The sequence below is a fragment of the Acidovorax sp. 106 genome (assembly GCF_003663825.1).
Taxonomy (GTDB): domain Bacteria; phylum Pseudomonadota; class Gammaproteobacteria; order Burkholderiales; family Burkholderiaceae_C; genus Acidovorax.
Map to the genome: position 1 here is coordinate 203,551 of NZ_RCCC01000001.1, position 17,678 is coordinate 221,228.

The 17,678-nt window shown below is 63.5% G+C and carries 18 protein-coding genes; 8 read left to right on the forward strand and 10 right to left on the reverse strand.

Annotated elements, in window-relative coordinates; translation table 11 throughout:
• The first annotated feature begins 42 nt into the window (after nucleotides 1-42).
• From C8C98_RS00890 to C8C98_RS00905, 4 genes are all read left to right on the forward strand, one after another.
• The gene (locus C8C98_RS00890; RefSeq protein WP_121452758.1) at nucleotides 43-948 is read left to right on the forward strand and encodes a LysR family transcriptional regulator; all 906 of its coding nucleotides are present in this window, start codon (nucleotides 43-45) and stop codon (nucleotides 946-948) included.
• A gap of 228 nt (nucleotides 949-1,176) precedes the next feature.
• Nucleotides 1,177-1,425, forward strand: a complete 249-nt coding sequence (locus C8C98_RS00895; protein ID WP_121452759.1) for a DUF3297 family protein — start codon at nucleotides 1,177-1,179, stop codon at nucleotides 1,423-1,425.
• A 31-nt stretch (nucleotides 1,426-1,456) separates the two neighbouring features.
• Nucleotides 1,457-1,957 carry a ribonuclease HI family protein gene (locus C8C98_RS00900; protein WP_121452760.1) on the forward strand — a complete coding sequence of 167 codons (501 nt, stop codon included), beginning with the start codon at nucleotides 1,457-1,459 and terminating at the stop codon, nucleotides 1,955-1,957.
• A gap of 172 nt (nucleotides 1,958-2,129) precedes the next feature.
• Nucleotides 2,130-3,119, forward strand: a complete 990-nt coding sequence (locus C8C98_RS00905) for a PhnD/SsuA/transferrin family substrate-binding protein (protein ID WP_121452761.1) — start codon at nucleotides 2,130-2,132, stop codon at nucleotides 3,117-3,119.
• Nucleotides 3,120-3,146: 27 nt separating this feature from the next.
• Here C8C98_RS00905 and leuD read toward each other — a convergent pair whose 3' ends face one another.
• From leuD to C8C98_RS00920, 3 genes are read right to left on the reverse strand one after another with little or no spacing between them, the layout of a single operon-like run.
• Nucleotides 3,147-3,809, reverse strand: a complete 663-nt coding sequence (leuD, locus tag C8C98_RS00910) for a 3-isopropylmalate dehydratase small subunit (protein ID WP_121452762.1) — start codon at nucleotides 3,807-3,809, stop codon at nucleotides 3,147-3,149.
• The gene (leuC, locus tag C8C98_RS00915; protein WP_121452763.1) at nucleotides 3,806-5,224 is read right to left on the reverse strand and encodes a 3-isopropylmalate dehydratase large subunit; all 1,419 of its coding nucleotides are present in this window, start codon (nucleotides 5,222-5,224) and stop codon (nucleotides 3,806-3,808) included. Before leuC ends, leuD begins: the two co-directional genes overlap by 4 nt.
• A gap of 49 nt (nucleotides 5,225-5,273) precedes the next feature.
• Entirely contained in the window at nucleotides 5,274-6,173 is a 900-nt protein-coding gene (locus C8C98_RS00920) for an alpha/beta fold hydrolase (RefSeq protein ID WP_121452764.1), read from the reverse strand.
• A gap of 106 nt (nucleotides 6,174-6,279) precedes the next feature.
• On the opposite strand from C8C98_RS00920, the gene C8C98_RS00925 reads away from it, so the two are divergent.
• Nucleotides 6,280-7,212 carry a LysR family transcriptional regulator gene (locus tag C8C98_RS00925; RefSeq protein WP_121455942.1) on the forward strand — a complete coding sequence of 311 codons (933 nt, stop codon included), beginning with the start codon at nucleotides 6,280-6,282 and terminating at the stop codon, nucleotides 7,210-7,212.
• On the opposite strand, the gene C8C98_RS00930 is transcribed toward C8C98_RS00925, so the two are convergent.
• The 3 genes from C8C98_RS00930 to C8C98_RS00940 all read right to left on the reverse strand — a co-directional run bounded on the left by C8C98_RS00930 (nucleotide 7,204) and on the right by C8C98_RS00940 (nucleotide 9,610).
• Entirely contained in the window at nucleotides 7,204-7,866 is a 663-nt protein-coding gene (locus C8C98_RS00930; protein ID WP_147436315.1) for a hypothetical protein, read from the reverse strand. The genes C8C98_RS00925 and C8C98_RS00930 overlap by 9 nt on opposite strands.
• 38 nt (nucleotides 7,867-7,904) lie before the next feature.
• Nucleotides 7,905-8,567 (reverse strand): DUF1003 domain-containing protein, encoded by a 663-nt coding sequence (locus C8C98_RS00935; RefSeq protein ID WP_121452766.1) that lies wholly within the window; start codon nucleotides 8,565-8,567, stop codon nucleotides 7,905-7,907.
• Nucleotides 8,568-8,668: 101 nt separating this feature from the next.
• Entirely contained in the window at nucleotides 8,669-9,610 is a 942-nt protein-coding gene (locus C8C98_RS00940) for a cation diffusion facilitator family transporter (protein ID WP_121452767.1), read from the reverse strand.
• 101 nt (nucleotides 9,611-9,711) lie between these two features.
• Here C8C98_RS00940 and C8C98_RS00945 point away from each other — a divergent pair, with 101 nt between their 5' ends.
• Nucleotides 9,712-10,077 carry a FlxA-like family protein gene (locus C8C98_RS00945; protein ID WP_121455943.1) on the forward strand — a complete coding sequence of 122 codons (366 nt, stop codon included), beginning with the start codon at nucleotides 9,712-9,714 and terminating at the stop codon, nucleotides 10,075-10,077.
• A gap of 25 nt (nucleotides 10,078-10,102) precedes the next feature.
• On the opposite strand, the gene C8C98_RS00950 is transcribed toward C8C98_RS00945, so the two are convergent.
• The 4 genes from C8C98_RS00950 to C8C98_RS00965 are packed head-to-tail and all read right to left on the reverse strand — an operon-like array spanning nucleotide 10,103 to nucleotide 15,694.
• Nucleotides 10,103-11,737: an ABC transporter ATP-binding protein gene (locus tag C8C98_RS00950; protein WP_121452768.1), complete on the reverse strand. Its 1,635-nt coding sequence runs from the start codon at nucleotides 11,735-11,737 to the stop codon at nucleotides 10,103-10,105.
• Complete coding sequence (locus C8C98_RS00955; protein ID WP_121452769.1) at nucleotides 11,737-12,795, reverse strand: ABC transporter permease; 1,059 nt, start codon at nucleotides 12,793-12,795, stop codon at nucleotides 11,737-11,739. Before C8C98_RS00955 ends, C8C98_RS00950 begins: the two co-directional genes overlap by 1 nt.
• 17 nt (nucleotides 12,796-12,812) lie before the next feature.
• Nucleotides 12,813-13,853 (reverse strand): microcin C ABC transporter permease YejB, encoded by a 1,041-nt coding sequence (locus C8C98_RS00960; protein WP_121455944.1) that lies wholly within the window; start codon nucleotides 13,851-13,853, stop codon nucleotides 12,813-12,815.
• An 11-nt stretch (nucleotides 13,854-13,864) separates the two neighbouring features.
• Nucleotides 13,865-15,694 (reverse strand): extracellular solute-binding protein, encoded by a 1,830-nt coding sequence (locus C8C98_RS00965; RefSeq protein ID WP_233574410.1) that lies wholly within the window; start codon nucleotides 15,692-15,694, stop codon nucleotides 13,865-13,867.
• Nucleotides 15,695-15,796: 102 nt separating this feature from the next.
• Between C8C98_RS00965 and fabI the strand changes: the two genes are divergently transcribed.
• Nucleotides 15,797-16,597: an enoyl-ACP reductase FabI gene (gene fabI / locus C8C98_RS00970; RefSeq protein ID WP_121452770.1), complete on the forward strand. Its 801-nt coding sequence runs from the start codon at nucleotides 15,797-15,799 to the stop codon at nucleotides 16,595-16,597.
• Nucleotides 16,598-16,705: 108 nt separating this feature from the next.
• Nucleotides 16,706-17,599, forward strand: a complete 894-nt coding sequence (locus C8C98_RS00975) for a DNA ligase (protein WP_121452771.1) — start codon at nucleotides 16,706-16,708, stop codon at nucleotides 17,597-17,599.
• Nucleotides 17,600-17,678: the final 79 nt, after the last annotated feature.

Sequence of the window (17,678 nt, forward strand, 5' to 3'; positions counted from 1 at the left end):
TCTGTGAAATCGATTGTTGCAATCAATCCATCTGCAAAACAAATGAATGAGAACCCCGCGCTTTCCGCCCGCCAGCTCGATGCCTTTGTGGCGCTGGCAGAGCACCGCAGCTTTACCCGCGCTGCCGTGCAATGCCATCTGTCGCAGCCCGCGTTCAGCGCGCTGATCAAGGCGCTGGAAGACGCGCTGGGCGCGCGCCTGTTTGACCGCAGCACGCGGCATGTGGACCTGACGCCCGAGGGGGTGAACTTTCTCGAATCCGCCCACCGCATTCGCGCCGAAATGCAGGCCGCCGTGGCCGCGCTGCGCGATGCCGTGACGCTGCAACGCGGTCGCGTGGCAGTGGCCTTACTGCCATCACTGGCGGCGGGCTGGCTGCCGCAGGTGCTGGCCAGCTACCAGCAGGCGCACCCCGGCATTGCGGTGGACATTGCCGATGTGCTATCTGAGCCCTGCATTGACCGCGTGGCCAACGGCACGGCCGACTTTGCTCTGGCGGCCATCCGCGCGGACACGCCTGCGCTGCAGGCCGAGCCGTTTTGCAGCGATGCCTTTTACTTAGTGTGCCCCGAGCGGCACCCGCTGGCGCGGCGCAGAAAGCCCCTGACGGTGGCCGACCTGGCGGGCTACCCCTTCATTCACCTGGCACGCAACAGCAGCGTGCGCCAGTACCTGGAGGCGGCCTTTCGCCCGCAGGCCATGCACACCCTGATGGAGGTGGAGCAGCTGGCCACCGTGACGGGCATGGTGCGCGCGGGCCTGGGCATCAGCGTGGTGCCCGCGCTCACGCTGTTTCACTTTCAGCAGCCGGGGGTGGTCACGCGCCCTTTGCCGTTGCCCGGGCTGCAGCGCCAGATTTACCTGGTGCGGCGGCGTGACCAAAGCCTGTCGGCCGCCGCGCAGTCGCTGTACGAATGGGTAGTGGCGCGCAAACCCCGGTTGGCTTGAATCAGGGAACGCAACGAAAACGCTATTAAATCAATAGCTGCCAGCGCTTATCTATCAAGCGCCACAGGCCATTTTTATCAAAAAAAAAGCGGCACAGACAGCCTGTGCGACTCACCTCGCACCCACCCAAAGGCCGGAAACCCCGCAGACTGGCAAGGCAAGCCCCGCACACCGGCCCGCAAATCCGCGAAAATCTCGCCCCTTAACATCCCTGTCCATCCCGCCCCCATGACCGAAGCGACCACCGCCCCCGCCCTGCCCGACCACCTCTCGTCCGACCCGCGCAGCCCCCACCACAATGCCGCCGTGTTCGAACACGATATCGGCATCCGCTTCAATGGCAAAGAGCGTTTTGATGTGCAGGAATACTGCATCAGCGAAGGCTGGGTCAAAGTGCCTTCGGGCAAGACGGTGGACCGCAAGGGCCAGCCCGTGATGATCAAGCTCAAGGGCACGGTCGAAGCGTTTTACCGCTGAGCCAGCCCGGCGCTACCGCCTTCACGCCTGCATGGCCCAGCACCCCACTTTGCCCGTGGCGCAGCCTGCGCCGCCGGGGCTCTGGGTCATCCACTGCGATGGCAGCGCCATCCCCAACCCTGGCCGCATGGGGCTGGGGGCCACCCTGCTGGCCCCCGATGGGCAGCAGCACAGCCTGTCGCTCACCAGCAGCCTGGTGGGCTGCAACAACGAGGCCGAGCTGCGCGCCCTGATCGCCGCGCTGCAACACGCCCATGCGCTGGGTGCACGGGCCGTGGCGGTGTACAGCGACAGCACCATCCTCATCGAACAATTGCAACCACCCCAACAGGACAAACGCGCCCCCGCGCCCATCGCCAGACTGGCCGAATGGTTTGACAACGCACGCGCCTGGCTGGCGCGCTTTGACAGCGTGCAGCTGCAGTGGATTCCCCGCCACCGCAACAGCGCCGCCGACACCCTGGCGCGCGCCGCCCTGGGTGCCCCCGCCAAGGTGGCGCAGCACCCGAGCCACAAGAAAAAGAAGCGCTGAAGCACTGCCGGATAGGCCGGGTACAGGTTTGTTGGAGGCCTGCACTGGCCCCTCCGTGTCGCAGCCCCGTCACACAAACGTCACAAAATTTACGTTTAAACAACAATCCTCCTGCATACTTTGTCGGCTTGGCACCGTCGGTCCAAGACTCACACATTCAGGAAGGAACAACATGCGACGTGATGCACGCTGGGTGGTGCTTTTGGCAGGCGCAACTGCAGTGCTGGGCACCGCCACGGCACAGAACAACAACGCAGCAGCCCAGGCCCGCGCCGCTGCCGCCAGCCCGGCCCCCAACTTTGCCAGCAGCCCCCGCGAAAAGCTGGTGGTGGCCATGCCCAAGACCTATGCCAAGGCCGAGACCATGCTGCTGTGGGGCGACTACTTCAACCACCTGGCACGCTGCGGCAACCTGGACCTGCAAAACCAGCAAGGCGAGTCGCTGGAGCGCAGCTCCAACATCGACCTGCTGGGCGAAAAAGAGCTGATCGAAGGCATCACGTCGGGCAAGGTGCAACTGGCCCAGGTCAACCCCGGCCTGGTGCCGCAACTGGTGGCAGCAGGCCAGCCCACGCCCTTTGCCGTGCCGGGCAACAAGGCATCGGGCAAGCGCAACTCCTACCACCTGATCTTGATTGCGCGGGTGGACAGCCCCTTCAAAGAACCCAAGGACCTGATCGGCAAGAAGATTGCCCACTCCACGCCCACCTCTAACTCGGGCAACCTGGCGCCGCGCGCGCTGTTCCCCGCCATCGGGCTGGTGCCGGACAAGAACTACGAAGTGGTTTTCTCCAACGGACACGAGCGTTCGGTGACGGGTGTGATGCACGGTTTTTACCCCGCAGCCGCTGTGGCCAGCGACCTGTACCAGCGCATGGTGCTCAAGGGCGATGTGAAGGGATCGAGCATTCGCACGCTGTGGGAGAGCGCGCCCTTCATGACCGAGACCTGGACCCTGGGCAAGACCGCCTCGCCCGATGTGCAAAACCGCGTGCAGAAATGCTCGTACGCCTACAGCTTCTCGCCCAAGCTGCGCCAGTTGCTGCCAGGCAACGACACCATGCTGCCCATCAACTTCGAGCGTGACTTTGCCACGGTGATGGAGGTCTACAAAAAGACCCAGGCGGCCCTGGCAGAAGCCAAGCCTGCGGCAGCCAAGTAAAGCGCTGCACCGGCGGAGATGGCTGGCTTAACCCGCCAGCCGGTCGCGGGTGTGCCGTGCCACATCGCGCACCCAGGGCTGGGCCGCCCAGTGCTGCAGGGCAAACGCCTGGATCTGCGCAGTATGCGTGAGCGAAGCGCCAATCACATCCAGCCCTTGCACAAACATGTGCTGGTGCCGGTCTGACAACACAAAGCCCGCGCTGTGCCCGGGGCTGCGCACCACGCGCTGCGATACATCGATGGTGAGCGCCAGAGGGCCGGGCTGCGCAGCGGCCTCCGCCATGAAGGCCTGCACATCGGCATCGGTCACCATGGCCAGCAGCAGGCGGTTATTGAGGGCGTTGGAGTAAAAAATCTCGCCAAAGCTGGACGCCACCACCGCCTTGAATCCGTATTGCTGCATGCCCCACACGGCGTGCTCGCGGCTGGAGCCGCAGCCAAAATTGGCGCCCGCAATGAGCACATCCACGCCAGCAAAGGCGGGTTGGTTCAGCACAAAGTCTGCGCGGGGCTGCCCGGCCCCATCAAAGCGCAGGTCGTACAGCAGGCCGGGCGCCAGGCCCGCCTTGTCGATGCCGCGCAGGAACTGCTTGGGCATGATCTGGTCGGTGTCAAGGTTGGGCGTGACCAGTACGGCGGCATGGCCGCGAATCACGCTGTGGTCGGCAGTGTGGGGGTGGGTGGTCATGCGGCGGTCTCCAGGCTGCGGACGTCGGTGATGCAGCCAGTGATGGCGGCAGCAGCGGCCATGGCCGGGCTCATCAGGTGCGTGATGGCGCCCCGGCCCTGGCGGCCTTCAAAGTTGCGGTTGGTGGTGGAGGCGCAGCGCTGGCCGGGCGCCAGCACATCGTCGTTCATGGCCAGGCACATGGAGCAGCCGGGCTGGCGCCATTCAAAGCCTGCGGCCACCAGGCGCGCGGCAATGCCTTCGGCTTCGGCCTGGGCCTTGACGGCCCCCGATCCGGGCACCACCATGGCGCGCACGCCGCTGGCCACGCGGCGGTGGCCCACAATGCGATCCACCTCGCGCAGGTCCTCAATGCGGGCGTTGGTGCACGAGCCAATGAACACATGCTGCACCGGCACGCCCTGCAACGCCTGCCCGGCACTGAGCGCGGTGTAGCGCAGGGCCTGCTCGGCGCTGCTGCGGGCGGCAGCATCGGCCAACTGGGCGGGCTGCGGCACAGTGGCATCGATGGCCATGGCCTGGTCGGGGCTGGTGCCCCAGGTGACGAAGGGGGCCACTTCGGCCGCTTCAAACACATGCTCCACATCAAACACCGCATCCCCATCGCTGCGCAGCGTGGCCCAATGCGCCAGCGCCTGCTCGCGCCATGCGCCAGTGATATCAGGCGCGCGGGCCAGCACGTAGTCGATGGCGGTGGCGTCAGGTGCAATCAAGGCACCACGCGCACCAGCCTCCACGGCCATGTTGCACAGCGTGAAGCGCGCCTCCACCGACAGGGCACTGATGGCGCTGCCGCAGAACTCGACGACGAAGCCGCGCGCGCCCTGCGCGCCGATGCGGCTGATGATGAGAAGGATCAGGTCCTTGGCAGTGGTACCCAGAGGCAACGCACCGTCCACGCGGATGCGCATGTTCTTTGCAAGCCGGTACACCAGGGTCTGCGTGGCCAGCACATGCTCCACCTCGGACGTGCCGATGCCGAAGCCCAGCGCGCCCAAGGCGCCGTAGGTGGTGGTGTGGCTGTCGCCGCAGATGATGACCATGCCCGGGCGCACCATGCCGTGCTCGGGCGCAATCACGTGCTCGATGCCCTGCAGCGGGTCGTTGGTGTCGAACAGCGGGATGCCGTGGCGGTCGCAGTTGGCCTTGAGGTTGCTTGCCTGCAGGGCCGAAGGTGCGTCTTGGATGACGCGGTGGCGCACCGGGTGCGTGGGGATGATGTGGCTCACCACGGCCACGTTCTGCCCCGGCATGGGCACGCCGCGCCCCGCCTCGTGCAGGCCCGCGAAGGCCTGGGGGCTGGTGTATTCGTTCATCAGGTGCAGGTCGCAAAAGAGCAGCACGTTCTGTTCGTCCAGAACGGCCACGGTGTGCGATGCAAGCAGCTTCTGGTACAGCGTCTTGGGGATGGTCATGGACATCGTGCTGGGCGTGGGAGTGGTGGTGGGTGTACGGGTGTACGGGCTATAGGCCTGCCAGCAGGAAAGGCAGTGCCGCGTTGAGCAGCGCGTCGGGCGCTTCTTCGGCGATGTAGTGGCCGCAGGGCAGCGCATGGCCGCGCACGTCGCCCGCCACGCGCTGCCACTCCTTGAGCGGATCAAAGCACTGGTGCACCACGCCCTGATCGCCCCACAGGGCCAGCAGCGGCATGGGCAGCTGGCGGCCCGCGTCGCGGTCGGCGCGGTCGTGCTCCAGGTCGATGCCTGCGGCGGCGCGGTAGTCCTCGCAGATGCCGTGTGCTGTGCCGGGCAAGGCCAGGCAGCGCACGTACTCGGCCAGGGCGCGTGGATCGAACGGCGCCAGGCCCGCACTGCGCCGGCCCATCACATCGCGCAGGTAGGCGGCAGGGTCGGCCTCAATCAGGCGCTCGGGCAGCGGCGCGGGCTGGATCAGGAAGAACCAGTGCCAGTAGGCACGGGCGAAGGCATTGCTGGTTTGTTCGTACATGGCCAGCGTGGGGGCTATGTCCAGCAGCACCATGCGCTGCACGGCATCCGGGTGATCGGCCGCCAAGCGGTGGGCCACGCGCGCGCCACGGTCGTGGGCCAGCACCGCGAACTGCCGATGGCCAAGGTGCCGCATCACGGCCCGCATGTCGGCGGCCATGGTGCGCTTGCTGTAGAGCAGGTGCTCCGGGTCTCCCTTGGGCTTGGCGGAGTCGCCATAGCCCCGCAGGTCCGCCAGCACCAGCGTGAAGTGCTGCGCCAGCACGGGTGCCACCTTGTGCCAGATGGCCGAAGTCTGCGGGTGCCCGTGCAACAGCAGCAGCGGCGGTCCGCCGCCGCCCACCAACGCATGGATGTGATGGGCGTCGGGGGTGGCGATGCGGTGCGGGGTAAAGCCCGGAAACAGTGCGTCAGACATGGGCGATGGGTTCAAGCAATGAGATCGCGATGGTAGGAGCCATTCCAAACCGCATAAATAGATTCAAAATCAATTCATTCATCAATCCAAAGCACGAATGAACCCCATGGACGCGTTTTCAGACCTGCGTTTTTTTGCCTTGCTGATGAAAGAAGGCAGCCTGGCTGCCGCCGCGCAGCAAATGGGCATCACCCCGCCTGCGGCCAGCCGACGCCTGGCGCAGCTGGAACACCGACTGGGCGTGCGCCTGCTGCACCGCACCACGCGGCGTATGGCGCTGACGCCGGAGGGCGAAAGCTACCTGCTTGAGGGCACCCGCATCCTGGCCGACCTCGATGCGCTGGAGCGTACCGTGGCAGGCGCCCGCAGCACGCCACGGGGGCTCATCAAGCTGGCTGCCACGCTGGGCTTTGGCCGTGTGCACCTGGCCCCTGCCCTGTCGGCCTTTGCCCAGGCCTACCCCGAGGTGGAGGTGCAACTGCACCTGACCGACCGCCCCATCAATCTGGTGGAACAAGGCTTTGACGCGGCCGTGCGCTTTGGTGATTTGCCCGATTCACGCCTGACCGCGCGCCGCCTGCGGGCCAACCGGCGTGTGCTGTGCGCCGCCCCCAGCTACCTGGCCCGCGCAGGCACACCGCAGCAACCCGCCGACCTGCTGGGCCACCAGTGCATCGTGATCCGCGAAAGCGACGAGACCTACGGCACCTGGCACCTGAGCCAGGGCGCGCGGCAAGAAACGGTGAAGGTACGCGGCATGCTCAGCACCAACGATGGTGGCGCCGCCACCACCTGGGCGCTGGACGGCCGGGGGGTGTTGCTACGCTCAGAATGGGATGTGGCCCCGCACCTGGGCACGGGGCAGCTCATCGCTGTGCTGCCCGCCTGGCAGTTGCCACCTGCCGATGTGATGCTGGTGTACCCCACGCGCAGCGACCTGTCGGCCAAGACGCGGGCACTGGTGGATTTTTTGGGCACCTGGTTTGCCAGCAACACCTTCACCCGCCCCCAAGAGGCGGGCACACCACCGTCAGCGTGATGGCATGGGCTGCCCTGCCACATGCAGCGTGTGAAACGGCATGTGGTGCATCAGCTCGCGCAGCAGCAGCAAGGCGGCGAAAAACGATGCACGCTCAGGCAAGCCTTCGCTGGCGGCAGGCCGCCCCTGAGCAACGTAGGTGAGGCGCTGGAACAACCGCTCCATGGCGTCCAGTGCCAGCACCTGGTCGACAGCGGCGGGCACACCAGCAAGCCCAGCCAGTTCGGCCAAAGCCTCGTCGGCACTCCACCACGCCACAGGCCCACCAACCGCCTGGGCCGCCTCGGCCCAGGGCAGGTACTGCTGGTGCGCAAGGTACACCTCGTCTTCCACATGGGCAATGGCCGTCTCCAGATCCAGCGGCGAAGGGATGGCGGCGCGAAAAAAGCGCTGTGCCGTGGCTTCTATCCCCAAGGGCAACACCAACAGGTGCGCGGGGCGTGCCTCAGCAGGGCTGCACAAGCACACCTGCGTGGTGTGTGCCCCCAGGTTCAGCAGCGCGAGGGGCTGTGCGAATTCAGTGGGCACGGTGGGTGCGCCCTCCATCCTCATGCGCTCGATGACCTCTGCAGCCCACGGCGGCAAATCGGCCAGCACACTGGGGGCAACCGTTGAGCTGGGGCTTTGGAGCGGTTCGTGAGAGTGTGTGGGCATGGCGTGTCGGGAGTATCTAAGAACCTGTTCTAAGCACTTTACGGCGGTGTCTGGGCGCGAGCTTGCGTGCTGGTGCCCGGTGGCTGCACCCCTGACGGGGGCAGGCCGTGGCGAATGCGCTCGTGCATCTCGACGGTGAGTGCCTCGATGCGTTCCGTCAGCTGTTTGGTCAGCTCGGTCAGGCGGGTGTTTTGCTCCAGCAGCTCCAGCATCTGGGTGGCGTTTTGCGCAGCGATCAACTGGCGCTGTTCGTTGGCCACGGCCAGTGCCTCGCGGTGCTGGGCATCGGCCTCGGCGTGCATTTTGTCGCGGGCAGCCTGCCGGGTTTGGGCCAGCAAGATCAAGGGCGCGGCATAGGCCGCCTGCAGGCTGAAGGCCAGGTTCAGCAAAATGAAGGGGTACACATCAAAGTGCAGCCACCCCGCAGAGTTGATGACGATCCACACCGCTACCACCACGGTCTGCGCGCCCAGGAACAACGGGGTTCCAAAAAATCGGGCAAAGGCCTCGGCCCGCAGGGCAAACTGGTCTGCACCAAAGGTGGGGGCCATGTGCGCATGCTGCGAGTGGTAGCGCCGGTGCTCAGCCCCTGCCGCTGCAATGGCCTGCGCGCTCGTCCGCGTTGCCGTGGCTGCGGTTGTGGCTGTGCCGCCGCCAGATGGCTGGCCTGGCTTACCCGACGGACCTGCGGGATGGTTCATTCAGATACCTTTTGCACCATGGAGTGATCACCAACGCACGGCCGTGGCGGGCGATGTGCGTTGGACAGTGGTTGAAAACCGGTTCAAAGAGCCTGCAAACCTCAAGGCTTGAGCGCATGGTCCAGATCAGGCTTGCGCCAAGGGTCCACATGCGTCATGAGGTTGAGCACACGGTGGCGCTGCAGAACGCGCTGACGCGCCAGCACGGCAATGTCGTGTCCGGCTTCTACAGTGATGAGTGCGTCCACCTCCAGGTGGGCGTCCACCACCACCATGTCGCCCATTTTGCGCGTGCGCACATCGTGCACACCGGACACGCCGGGGGTGTCCAGCAAGGTCTGGCGAATGGCTTGTACCTCTTGCTCGTCCACCGCGCGGTCCATCAGGTCGTGCATGGCGTCCCAGCCAAACTCCCAGCCCATCTTGCCCACCATGAAGCCCACGATCAAGGCCGCAATCGGATCGAGGATGGGGTAGCCCGCAAGGTTGCCCGCAATGCCCACGCCCACCACGAGAGATGAGGCAGCATCCGACCGAGCATGCCACGCGTTGGCCACCAGCATGCTGGACTTGACCCGCTTGGCCACGGCCAGCATGTAGCGAAACAGCAGCTCCTTGCCCAGCAAGGCGCCGCCCGCCACCCACAGGGCCACGGCGTGCACCTGGGGCACGGTGTCAGGGTTCTCCAGCTTCAGCACTGCCGACCACACCATGCCCACACCCACGGCCAGCAGCAGCAAGCCCAGCACCAACGAGGCTGCTGTCTCAAACCGCTGGTGGCCGTAGGGATGGCCTTCGTCAGCGTCTTTTTGCGAGTGGTGGTTGGCAAACAGCACCACAAAATCAGCCACCAGATCGGACAACGAGTGGATGCCGTCGGCAATCAAGCCCTGCGATTTGGACAGTACGCCCACCACGATCTGCACGGTGCTGAGCACCAGGTTGACAACAACACTGACCCAGGTGCTGCGCGAGGCCGCAGCGGCGCGCTCTTGCGGCGTGTGCTGGGTGTCTTCGCTGTCGTCAAGTTCGTTGAAGTTCATGGGCTCTGATCCAAATTCCGAAGCACCACAGGCTACACGCCCAGTCTTAAGAATGCATTGAGGCCCGTTCAGTTTTGCGCGAATATGCCGATAACCCTGCCATGCAAGTCTCTAGCGCCTCCTCCACCAGCAGTGCATCGGGCGCCCAGTCCTCCAGCGAAATCGCCAAACTGCAAAAGCAACTGCGCCAGTTGACTGACGAACTCAAAAACGTGGCCACCTCTGACATGGACGCCAAGGCCAAGAAGCAAAGGGTAGAGGCTCTGCAAGCGCAGATCCAGATGGTGCAAGCGCAAATTGAGGCCATTCAGCGCCAGAACCAGCAAGCGCAGATCGAAAAGCAAAAGCAGGCCGAGCTTGCCAAGGCACAAAAAGCCGCCGAAACCCAGACCAAGCAAAACAACAGCGCCACACCCGGCCGCCAACGTACACCCGGCCTGGGCGAAAACGTAGACACCTTCGCCTGACCGCCGTCCGACAGCGTGCCGCGAACTACGCTTGCGGGGCAGCCACCGTGGCTGCAGCCACGAGCTTCTGCGTGTAGGGGTGTTCAGGCCTGTTCAGCACGGCGTCCACCGTCCCGCACTCCACAATGGCGCCGTCCTTCATCACCAGCACCTCGTGCGCCATGGCGCGGATCACCTCCACATCGTGCGTGATGAGCAGGTAGCTCAGGCCCTTTTCGCGCTGCAGGCGCTGCAGCAAGGCCAGCACCTGCTGCTGGATGGTGACATCGAGCGCGCTGGTGGGCTCATCGAGCACCAGCACCTGGGGCTGCACGATGAGGGCGCGGGCCACGGCCAGCCGCTGGCGTTGGCCCCCTGAAAATTCGTGCGGGTAGCGCGCCAGCAAGCCGGGGAATTGCGCCTCGGTCAGGCCCACCTCGGCCAGGGCTGCTTCCACACGGCTGCGGCGCTCGGCAGTTGGCATGGCGGGCTCGTGCACCAGCAGCCCTTCGCCCACGATCTCTTCCACCGTCATGCGCGGCGAGAGCGACGAGAACGGGTCTTGAAACACCACCTGCACCCGGCGGCGCAAGGCCTGGTTGGCAGGGGTGTTGCGCGTGGCGGGCTGTTGCCACGCCTGGCCGTTGACCTTCAGGTCGCCACCCGAGGGCAGCAGCCCCAAAATGGCCTGCGCCAGGGTGGACTTGCCCGAGCCTGATTCGCCCACCACCCCCAGCGTTTGCCCCGGCAGCAGTTGCAAATCAGCCCCCTGTACGGCCACAAACTCGCCCTTTTTGAACCAGCCCCGCACGCCAGGCAGAGGCGTGGGGTAGGTCACGCGCAACTGGTGCGCCTGCACCACGGGCGGCGTGCCTGCGGGCGGGACCGCCTCGACCACATCGCGCCGGGGCTGGCTGGCCAGCAGGCGGCGGGTGTAGGCATGCTGAGGGTTGGCAAACACATCGGCCACAGCGCCCTGCTCTACCAGCACGCCCTTCTCCATCACGGCGATGCGGTCGGCAAAGCGGCGCACCAGGTTCAGGTCGTGCGTGATGAGCAGCACGGCCATGCCGGTCTGGCGCTGCAGCTCAGAGAGCAGGTCCAGAATCTGGCCGCGCAGCGTCACGTCGAGCGCGGTGGTGGGCTCGTCGGCCAGCAAGAGTTTGGGGCTGCTGGCCAGGGCCATGGCGATCATGGCGCGCTGGCGCTGGCCACCCGAGAGCTGGTGTGGAAAGCTGTTGGCGCGCCGCGCAGGCTCAGGGATGCCGGTTTTTGCTAGCAATTCAATAGCTGCCTGCGCACATTGCGCGCCCGTCAGGCCCTTTTTTAGCAACAAAATCTCGGCAATCTGCTGGCCAATGGTCATCAGCGGGTTCAGGGCCGTCATTGGTTCCTGGAAGACCATGGCCACCTCGCCCCCGCGCACGCCGCGCATCTCACGCTCGGTCAGGGCCAGCAAGTCACGCCCGGCAAACAGGGCCCGGCCTGAAACCGCCGCATCGCCCGCCAAGCGCAGCAGGCTCAATGCGGTGATGGTCTTGCCCGAACCCGACTCGCCCACCAGCGCGAGTTTTTCACCGGGGGCGATGTCAAAGTTCACGCCGCGCACCACCTCTTTGGTGCCAAAGCGAACGCGCAGGTCGGCCACCTGCAGCAGAGGCTTAGTCACAGGCTGTGGCATCACTGGTCAGCCTTTCGTGGGTCGAGCGCATCGCGCAGGGCATCGCCCATGAATGTCAAAAGCAGCAAGGTCACCACCAGCACCGCAAAGGTGGACAGCGAAATCCACCACGCATCGATGCTGTTCTTGCCCTGGCTCAGCAACTCACCCAGGCTGGGGGTGCCGGGCGGCACACCCAGCCCCAGAAAGTCAAGCGAGGTGAGCGCGAGGATGGCCCCACTCATGCGAAACGGAAGGAAGGTGACCACGGGCGTAAGGCTGTTGGGCAGGATGTGGCGCCAGATGATTTGCGTGTTGCTCACGCCCAGGGCCCGTGCAGCCTTCACGTAGTCAAGCTGGCGGTTGCGTAAAAACTCGGCACGCACATAGTCCGACAGGCCCATCCAGCCAAACAGGCTCAGCAAAATCAGCAGCAAAGCGATGCTGGGCGCAAACACGGCGCTGAAGATGATGAGCAAATACAGCTCAGGCATGGAGCCCCAGATTTCGATAAAGCGCTGAAAGGCCAGGTCCGTCTTACCCCCAAAAAAGCCCTGAATGGCCCCCGCGACCATGCCCAGCACCACCCCGGTGGCCGTGAGCGCCAGACCAAACAGCACGCTCACCCGAAAGCCATAGAGCAGTTGCGCCAGCAAGTCACGCCCCCGGTCGTCCGTGCCCAGCCAGTTGTCGGCCGTGGGGGCAGAAGGGTTGGGCGACTTGGCAAAGTAGTTGAGCGTGTTGGGACCGTAAGGGTTCAGGGTGTACAGCGCCCAGTTGCTGCCCGTGCTCAGGCGCTCTTTGATGAAGGGGTCTAGGTAATCCGTGGGGGTCTCAAAGTCGCCGCCAAAGGTCTTCTCGGGGTAGTCCTTGAGCATGGGGAAGTAGGTCTGCCCCTCGTAGCGCACGATGAGCGGCTTGTCGTTGCTGACCAGCTCAGCGCACAGGCTGACCAGCACTAGAGCGCAGAACAGCCACAGGCTCCAGTAGCCTAGCCGGTTGCGCTTGAAGCGCAGCCAGGCGCGGCGAGAGGGGGACAGCGACACGGGCGCAGAAGATGGGTTTGCGGAAGGCTTCATTGGAAGAGTCGCACGCATCAATCAAACTTCACGCGCGGGTCCACCCACACGTAGCACAGGTCGCTCACCAGCTTGGTCACCAGACCAATCAGCGTGAACAGGTACAGCGTGCCCAGCACCACCGGGTAGTCGCGGCGGATCACGCTCTCGTAGCTGAGCAGGCCCAGGCCGTCGAGCGAGAACAGGGTTTCAATCAGCAGCGAGCCGGTGAAGAACGCGCCAATGAACGCCGCCGGAAAGCCGGTGATGATGGGGATGAGCGCATTGCGGAACACGTGCTTCCACAGCACCTGCCGGTCGCTCAGGCCCTTGGCACGGGCCGTGAGCACGTATTGCTTGCGGATCTCTTCCAAAAATGCATTTTTGGTGAGCATGGTGGTGACGGCAAAACTGCCCAACACCATGGACGTGATGGGCAGCGCAATGTGCCAGAGGTAATCGGTGACCTTGCCCCACAGCGACAGATCCGCCCAGTTGGCCGAGGTGAGTCCGCGCAGCGGAAACCACTGCAACTGCCCGCCAAAGATGACCAGCAGCGCCACCCCCAGCACAAAGCCCGGAATGGCGTAGCCCACCAGCACCAGCAGCGTGGTGACCAAATCAAACCGCGAGCCCGCCCGCACCGCCTTGGCTACGCCCAGCGGCACGGCCACGAGGTAGCTGATGAAGAAAGTCCACAGGCCCAGGCTGATGGAGACGGGCAGCTTCTCGCGAACCAGGTCCGAAACCGCCTTTCGCTGGTAAAAACTCTGCCCCAGGTCAAACCGCGCAAATGACCAAAGCATCTTCACGAAGCGCTCATGCGCAGGCTTGTCAAATCCATAGAGTTCCTTAATTTCCTGGATCTGCTTTGGACTCAGCCCTTGCCTGCCGCGGTAATCCCCAGCCCCAGAACTCGGAGCAGCCCCCTCACCACCAGAAGAGCGCCCTTGCAGCTGCGACACCAGTTGCTCAACCGGCCCGCCCGGCACGAACTGAATGACCACAAAGGTCAGAAGCAGCACCCCCAGCAGCGTGGGCACCATCAACAAGATGCGTTTGAGTATGTAGCTGAGCATGCAGTCTGAACCTAGCGGTTGGTTGGCGAAGCCCACCATGTGGCGGCAGCCCAGGAGTCTGGCTGGTAATAGGGCGGGATCGTTGTAGGCAAGACAAAACCAGCGGGCCGGTAGCCCACAAAAAACTCGTCGCTGTACCACTGGGGAATCGAGTAGTAGCCGTGCGACAACACCCGATCCAGTGCGCGCATCGCAGCAGACACATCTTCCTTGGACTTTGCTGAGAGCACCGAGCGAATCAGACTGTCCACGGCCGGATCGGTAATACCCCACATGTTTGCTGACCCCGGGGTGGTTGCGGCCTTGGAACCAAAGTATTCAAAGAGATCGCTACCAGGAGAAGTTCGCCCTGGAATGCGAAGGCTGCCCAACTCGAATTCGAACTCATCCATCCGCTGCTGATACAAGGCCCCATCCACATTACGTATCTTCAGATCAATTCCCAGCTTTTTCAAAGCAATCTGCATGGGGCTGACCAACCGCACCGACGATGGCTGTGAATTCAGATATTCGATCTCGAACGCCTCACCTTTGGTGTCTCTCAATGCTCCGTCGCGGTAGACCCACCCCGCTTCCGCCAGCAACTGTTTTGCCTGGCGCAGGTTATCCCGCAAGCTCGATGGCGGTAGCGTACTGGGTGATCGCAAGGCAGGGCCAAAAACTTCGGGGTTTAACTTGTCGCGCAGTGGCTCAAGCAAGGCCATTTCTGCAGGTCCTGGCAACCCAGACGCATGAAAATCGCTATTTGGGAAATAGCCCTCCACCCGCTTGTACAAGCCATAGAACATCTGACGGTTGAGCCATTCAAAATCCATCGTCAGTGCAATGGCTTTGCGGACGCGAATGTCCTTGAACTTGGGATTACGCAAGTTGAATGTGTAGCCTTGGAAGTCCCCAGGATTGCGATGCTCAAACACCTGCTTTTTGACCACACCGGAATCAAACGCTTTGCCCGTGTATTGGCGCGCCCAGTTTTTTGAAACGAACTCCCGCTTCAAATCATATTCACCCGCTTTTAGCCCCTCAAAACGGCTGGTGTCGTCCAAATAGAGTTTGTAGGTGATCCGATCAAAGTTATACAGCCCCTTGCGCACAGGCAAGGATGCCCCCCAATAGTTCTTGTCACGAACGTAAGTAATATCGCGACCCAACTGAGCCCCGGAAGGCCGATAAGGTCCTGATGCAATCGGCAAATCAGTGACTACTTCGTCAAAAGGCTTCCCAGCACCCCATTTCCGACTGAAAACGGGAATGCTTCCAGCTACGAGTGGCAACTCTCGGTTAGAGCTTGCGAACTCAAATTTAACCAGTCGCTCGCCTAACATGCGAGCTGTCTTGATGTCAGCAAAAATTGTCCGAAACTGGGGTGAGGCCTGCTTGCTCATCAGCGTGTTGAACGAATGAACCACATCAGCGGCCAGCACCGCAGATCCATCGCTGAAACGCGCTTCCTTACGAATCCGGAAGGTCGCCGATAAACCATCAGGAGACACGCCCACGTCTTCTGCGAGCAATCCATATCCCGTGGACGGCTCCTCCAGGTTACCCGTCAGCAGTGACTCGAAAACCAACTCCAACATCCCCGCTGGCGGGGTTCCTTTCAGCGTGAACGGATTAAATTTATCGAAATTGGTGACCGCAATGGGCGGGACCAAACGAATCTCTCCGCCCTTCGGAGCGCTAGGGTTGACATAGTCAAAATGCGTAAAGCCCACCGGGTACTTCACATCACCAAACTGTGAATAGGCGTGTTCGGCCCATGACGCCGAGCCAATAACCATGCCACACACAGCACACAACACCGCGCGGACCCAACGAGAGCAGATTGCAACAAGCCACATGCGACAATTCTGCACTACGTTCATCGGCCACAGCAGCAGGCAGCGCATATCCACATGCACAGCGCCTGCAGGCCCCATCCCCATTCCACAAGGAGAACAAACATGGGTTTTCTGACCGGCAAGAAGCTGCTCATCACCGGCGTGCTGTCCAACCGCTCCATCGCCTACGGCATCGCCAAGGCCTGCCACGAACAAGGCGCCGAGCTGGCTTTCAGCTACGTGGGCGAGCGCTTCAAGGACCGCATCACCGACTTTGCCGCCGAGTTCAACTCCAAGCTGATCTTTGACTGTGATGTGGGCAGCGACGAGCAAATCGAGCGCATGTTTGCCGACCTGGCCCAGGTGTGGCCCAAGTTCGATGGCTTTGTGCACAGCATTGGCTTTGCCCCCCGCGAGGCGATTGCCGGTAACTTCCTCGACGGCCTGAGCCGCGAAGGTTTTCGCATCGCGCACGACATCAGCGCATACAGCTTCCCAGCCATGGCCAAGGCGGCCCTGCCTTACCTCAACGACAAGTCGTCGCTGATCACGCTGAGCTACCTGGGAGCGCTGCGCTCCATCCCCAACTACAACACCATGGGCCTGGCCAAGGCCAGCCTCGAAGCCTCGGTGCGCTACCTGGCCGAGGCCGTGGGACGCACGGCTGACGGCCGCAGCATCCGCGCCAACGGCATCAGCGCAGGCCCCATCAAAACGCTGGCCGCCAGCGGCATCAAGGACTTTGGCAAGCTGCTGTCCCGCGTGGCCGATGCCTCGCCCCTGCGCCGTAACGTGACGATTGAAGACGTGGGCAATGTGGCGGCCTTCCTGCTGTCCGACTTGGCCTCGGGCATGACGGCTGAGATCACCTACGTGGACGGCGGCTTCAGCCAGACGGCAGGCCTGAGCGCGGACCAGGTCTAAAGCTCTGCAGGGCTGAACAGGCTCAATGACAAATTGGCTTCTAGCGCTTACCCCATAAGCGCTAGAAGCTATTTTTTTGATAGCACTCTCCCACTACGACATCGCCCTATGCACCGCAGACGCTGCCTGAACTGGCTGGGCCTGGCGCCCCTGAGCACCCTCCTGCCGCTGGCAGTGCCCCCGGCTTGGGCCGCCGACGCACCCGCCTTGCTTTTGGCCAACGTGTACCGCCCTGGCATGCCCTTGGCCGACTACTGGGTCAGCGAGAAGTACGACGGAGTGCGCGGCTACTGGGACGGGCAGACGCTGCGCACGCGCGGCGGAGAGACCGTGGCAGCACCCGCGTGGTTTACCGCGGGCTGGCCCAACACGCCCATGGATGGCGAGCTGTGGGCCGGGCGCGGGCGCTTTACACACGCCCAGTCCACCACACGGCAGCAGCAGCCTGATGATGTGGCCTGGCGGCAGATGCGCTTCATGGTGTTTGATCTGCCCGCCCACGGGGGCGTTTTTGACGAACGCCTGAGCGCATTGAAAGCACTGGTCACCTCCATCCAACAAAACTGGGTGCAGGCCGTGCCCCAGCAACGGGTGGCCACCGATGCCGCCTTGCAGGCCCTGCTGCAACGCACGGTGCGCGCCGGGGGCGAGGGGCTGATGCTGCACAAAGGCAGCTCGCTGTACCGGTCAGGCCGCAGTGACGACCTCATCAAGCTCAAGACCCACGAAGACACCGAGGCTCGGGTGGTGGGGCATTTGCCCGGCAAAGGCAAACACGCCGGGCGGCTGGGCGCGCTGCTGGTGGAGATGCCCACAGGCCAACGATTCAAGCTGGGTGCAGGCCTGACCGACGCCGACCGCGCCGACCCACCGCCCATTGGCAGCTGGGTGACCTACCGCTTTCGCGGCACACACGAGGGCGGCTTGCCACGTTTTGCCAGCTTTGTGCGGGTGCGGCTGGACATGCCAGCGGCCACAGCGCCCACGTCGATTCAACAATAAGCTATCAAAAAAATAGCTGCTAGCGCTTGATGGATAAGCGCTAGCAGCCTTTTTGACTCAAACCCTGGTCAGCGGCCAG

Excerpts from the sequence above, each read along its gene's own strand:
- C8C98_RS00890 (WP_121452758.1), top strand. The coding sequence starts at position 43 with ATGAATGAGAACCCCGCGCTTTCCGCCCGCCAGCTCGATGCCTTTGTG.
- C8C98_RS00895 (WP_121452759.1), top strand. The coding sequence starts at position 1,177 with ATGACCGAAGCGACCACCGCCCCCGCCCTGCCCGACCACCTCTCGTCC.
- C8C98_RS00900 (WP_121452760.1), top strand. The coding sequence starts at position 1,457 with ATGGCCCAGCACCCCACTTTGCCCGTGGCGCAGCCTGCGCCGCCGGGG.
- C8C98_RS00905 (WP_121452761.1), top strand. The coding sequence starts at position 2,130 with ATGCGACGTGATGCACGCTGGGTGGTGCTTTTGGCAGGCGCAACTGCA.
- leuD (WP_121452762.1), bottom strand. The coding sequence starts at position 3,809 with ATGACCACCCACCCCCACACTGCCGACCACAGCGTGATTCGCGGCCAT.
- leuC (WP_121452763.1), bottom strand. The coding sequence starts at position 5,224 with ATGACCATCCCCAAGACGCTGTACCAGAAGCTGCTTGCATCGCACACC.
- C8C98_RS00920 (WP_121452764.1), bottom strand. The coding sequence starts at position 6,173 with ATGTCTGACGCACTGTTTCCGGGCTTTACCCCGCACCGCATCGCCACC.
- C8C98_RS00925 (WP_121455942.1), top strand. The coding sequence starts at position 6,280 with ATGGACGCGTTTTCAGACCTGCGTTTTTTTGCCTTGCTGATGAAAGAA.
- C8C98_RS00930 (WP_147436315.1), bottom strand. The coding sequence starts at position 7,866 with ATGCCCACACACTCTCACGAACCGCTCCAAAGCCCCAGCTCAACGGTT.
- C8C98_RS00935 (WP_121452766.1), bottom strand. The coding sequence starts at position 8,567 with ATGAACCATCCCGCAGGTCCGTCGGGTAAGCCAGGCCAGCCATCTGGC.
- C8C98_RS00940 (WP_121452767.1), bottom strand. The coding sequence starts at position 9,610 with ATGAACTTCAACGAACTTGACGACAGCGAAGACACCCAGCACACGCCG.
- C8C98_RS00945 (WP_121455943.1), top strand. The coding sequence starts at position 9,712 with ATGCAAGTCTCTAGCGCCTCCTCCACCAGCAGTGCATCGGGCGCCCAG.
- C8C98_RS00950 (WP_121452768.1), bottom strand. The coding sequence starts at position 11,737 with ATGCCACAGCCTGTGACTAAGCCTCTGCTGCAGGTGGCCGACCTGCGC.
- C8C98_RS00955 (WP_121452769.1), bottom strand. The coding sequence starts at position 12,795 with ATGAAGCCTTCCGCAAACCCATCTTCTGCGCCCGTGTCGCTGTCCCCC.
- C8C98_RS00960 (WP_121455944.1), bottom strand. The coding sequence starts at position 13,853 with ATGCTCAGCTACATACTCAAACGCATCTTGTTGATGGTGCCCACGCTG.
- C8C98_RS00965 (WP_233574410.1), bottom strand. The coding sequence starts at position 15,694 with ATGTGGCTTGTTGCAATCTGCTCTCGTTGGGTCCGCGCGGTGTTGTGT.
- fabI (WP_121452770.1), top strand. The coding sequence starts at position 15,797 with ATGGGTTTTCTGACCGGCAAGAAGCTGCTCATCACCGGCGTGCTGTCC.
- C8C98_RS00975 (WP_121452771.1), top strand. The coding sequence starts at position 16,706 with ATGCACCGCAGACGCTGCCTGAACTGGCTGGGCCTGGCGCCCCTGAGC.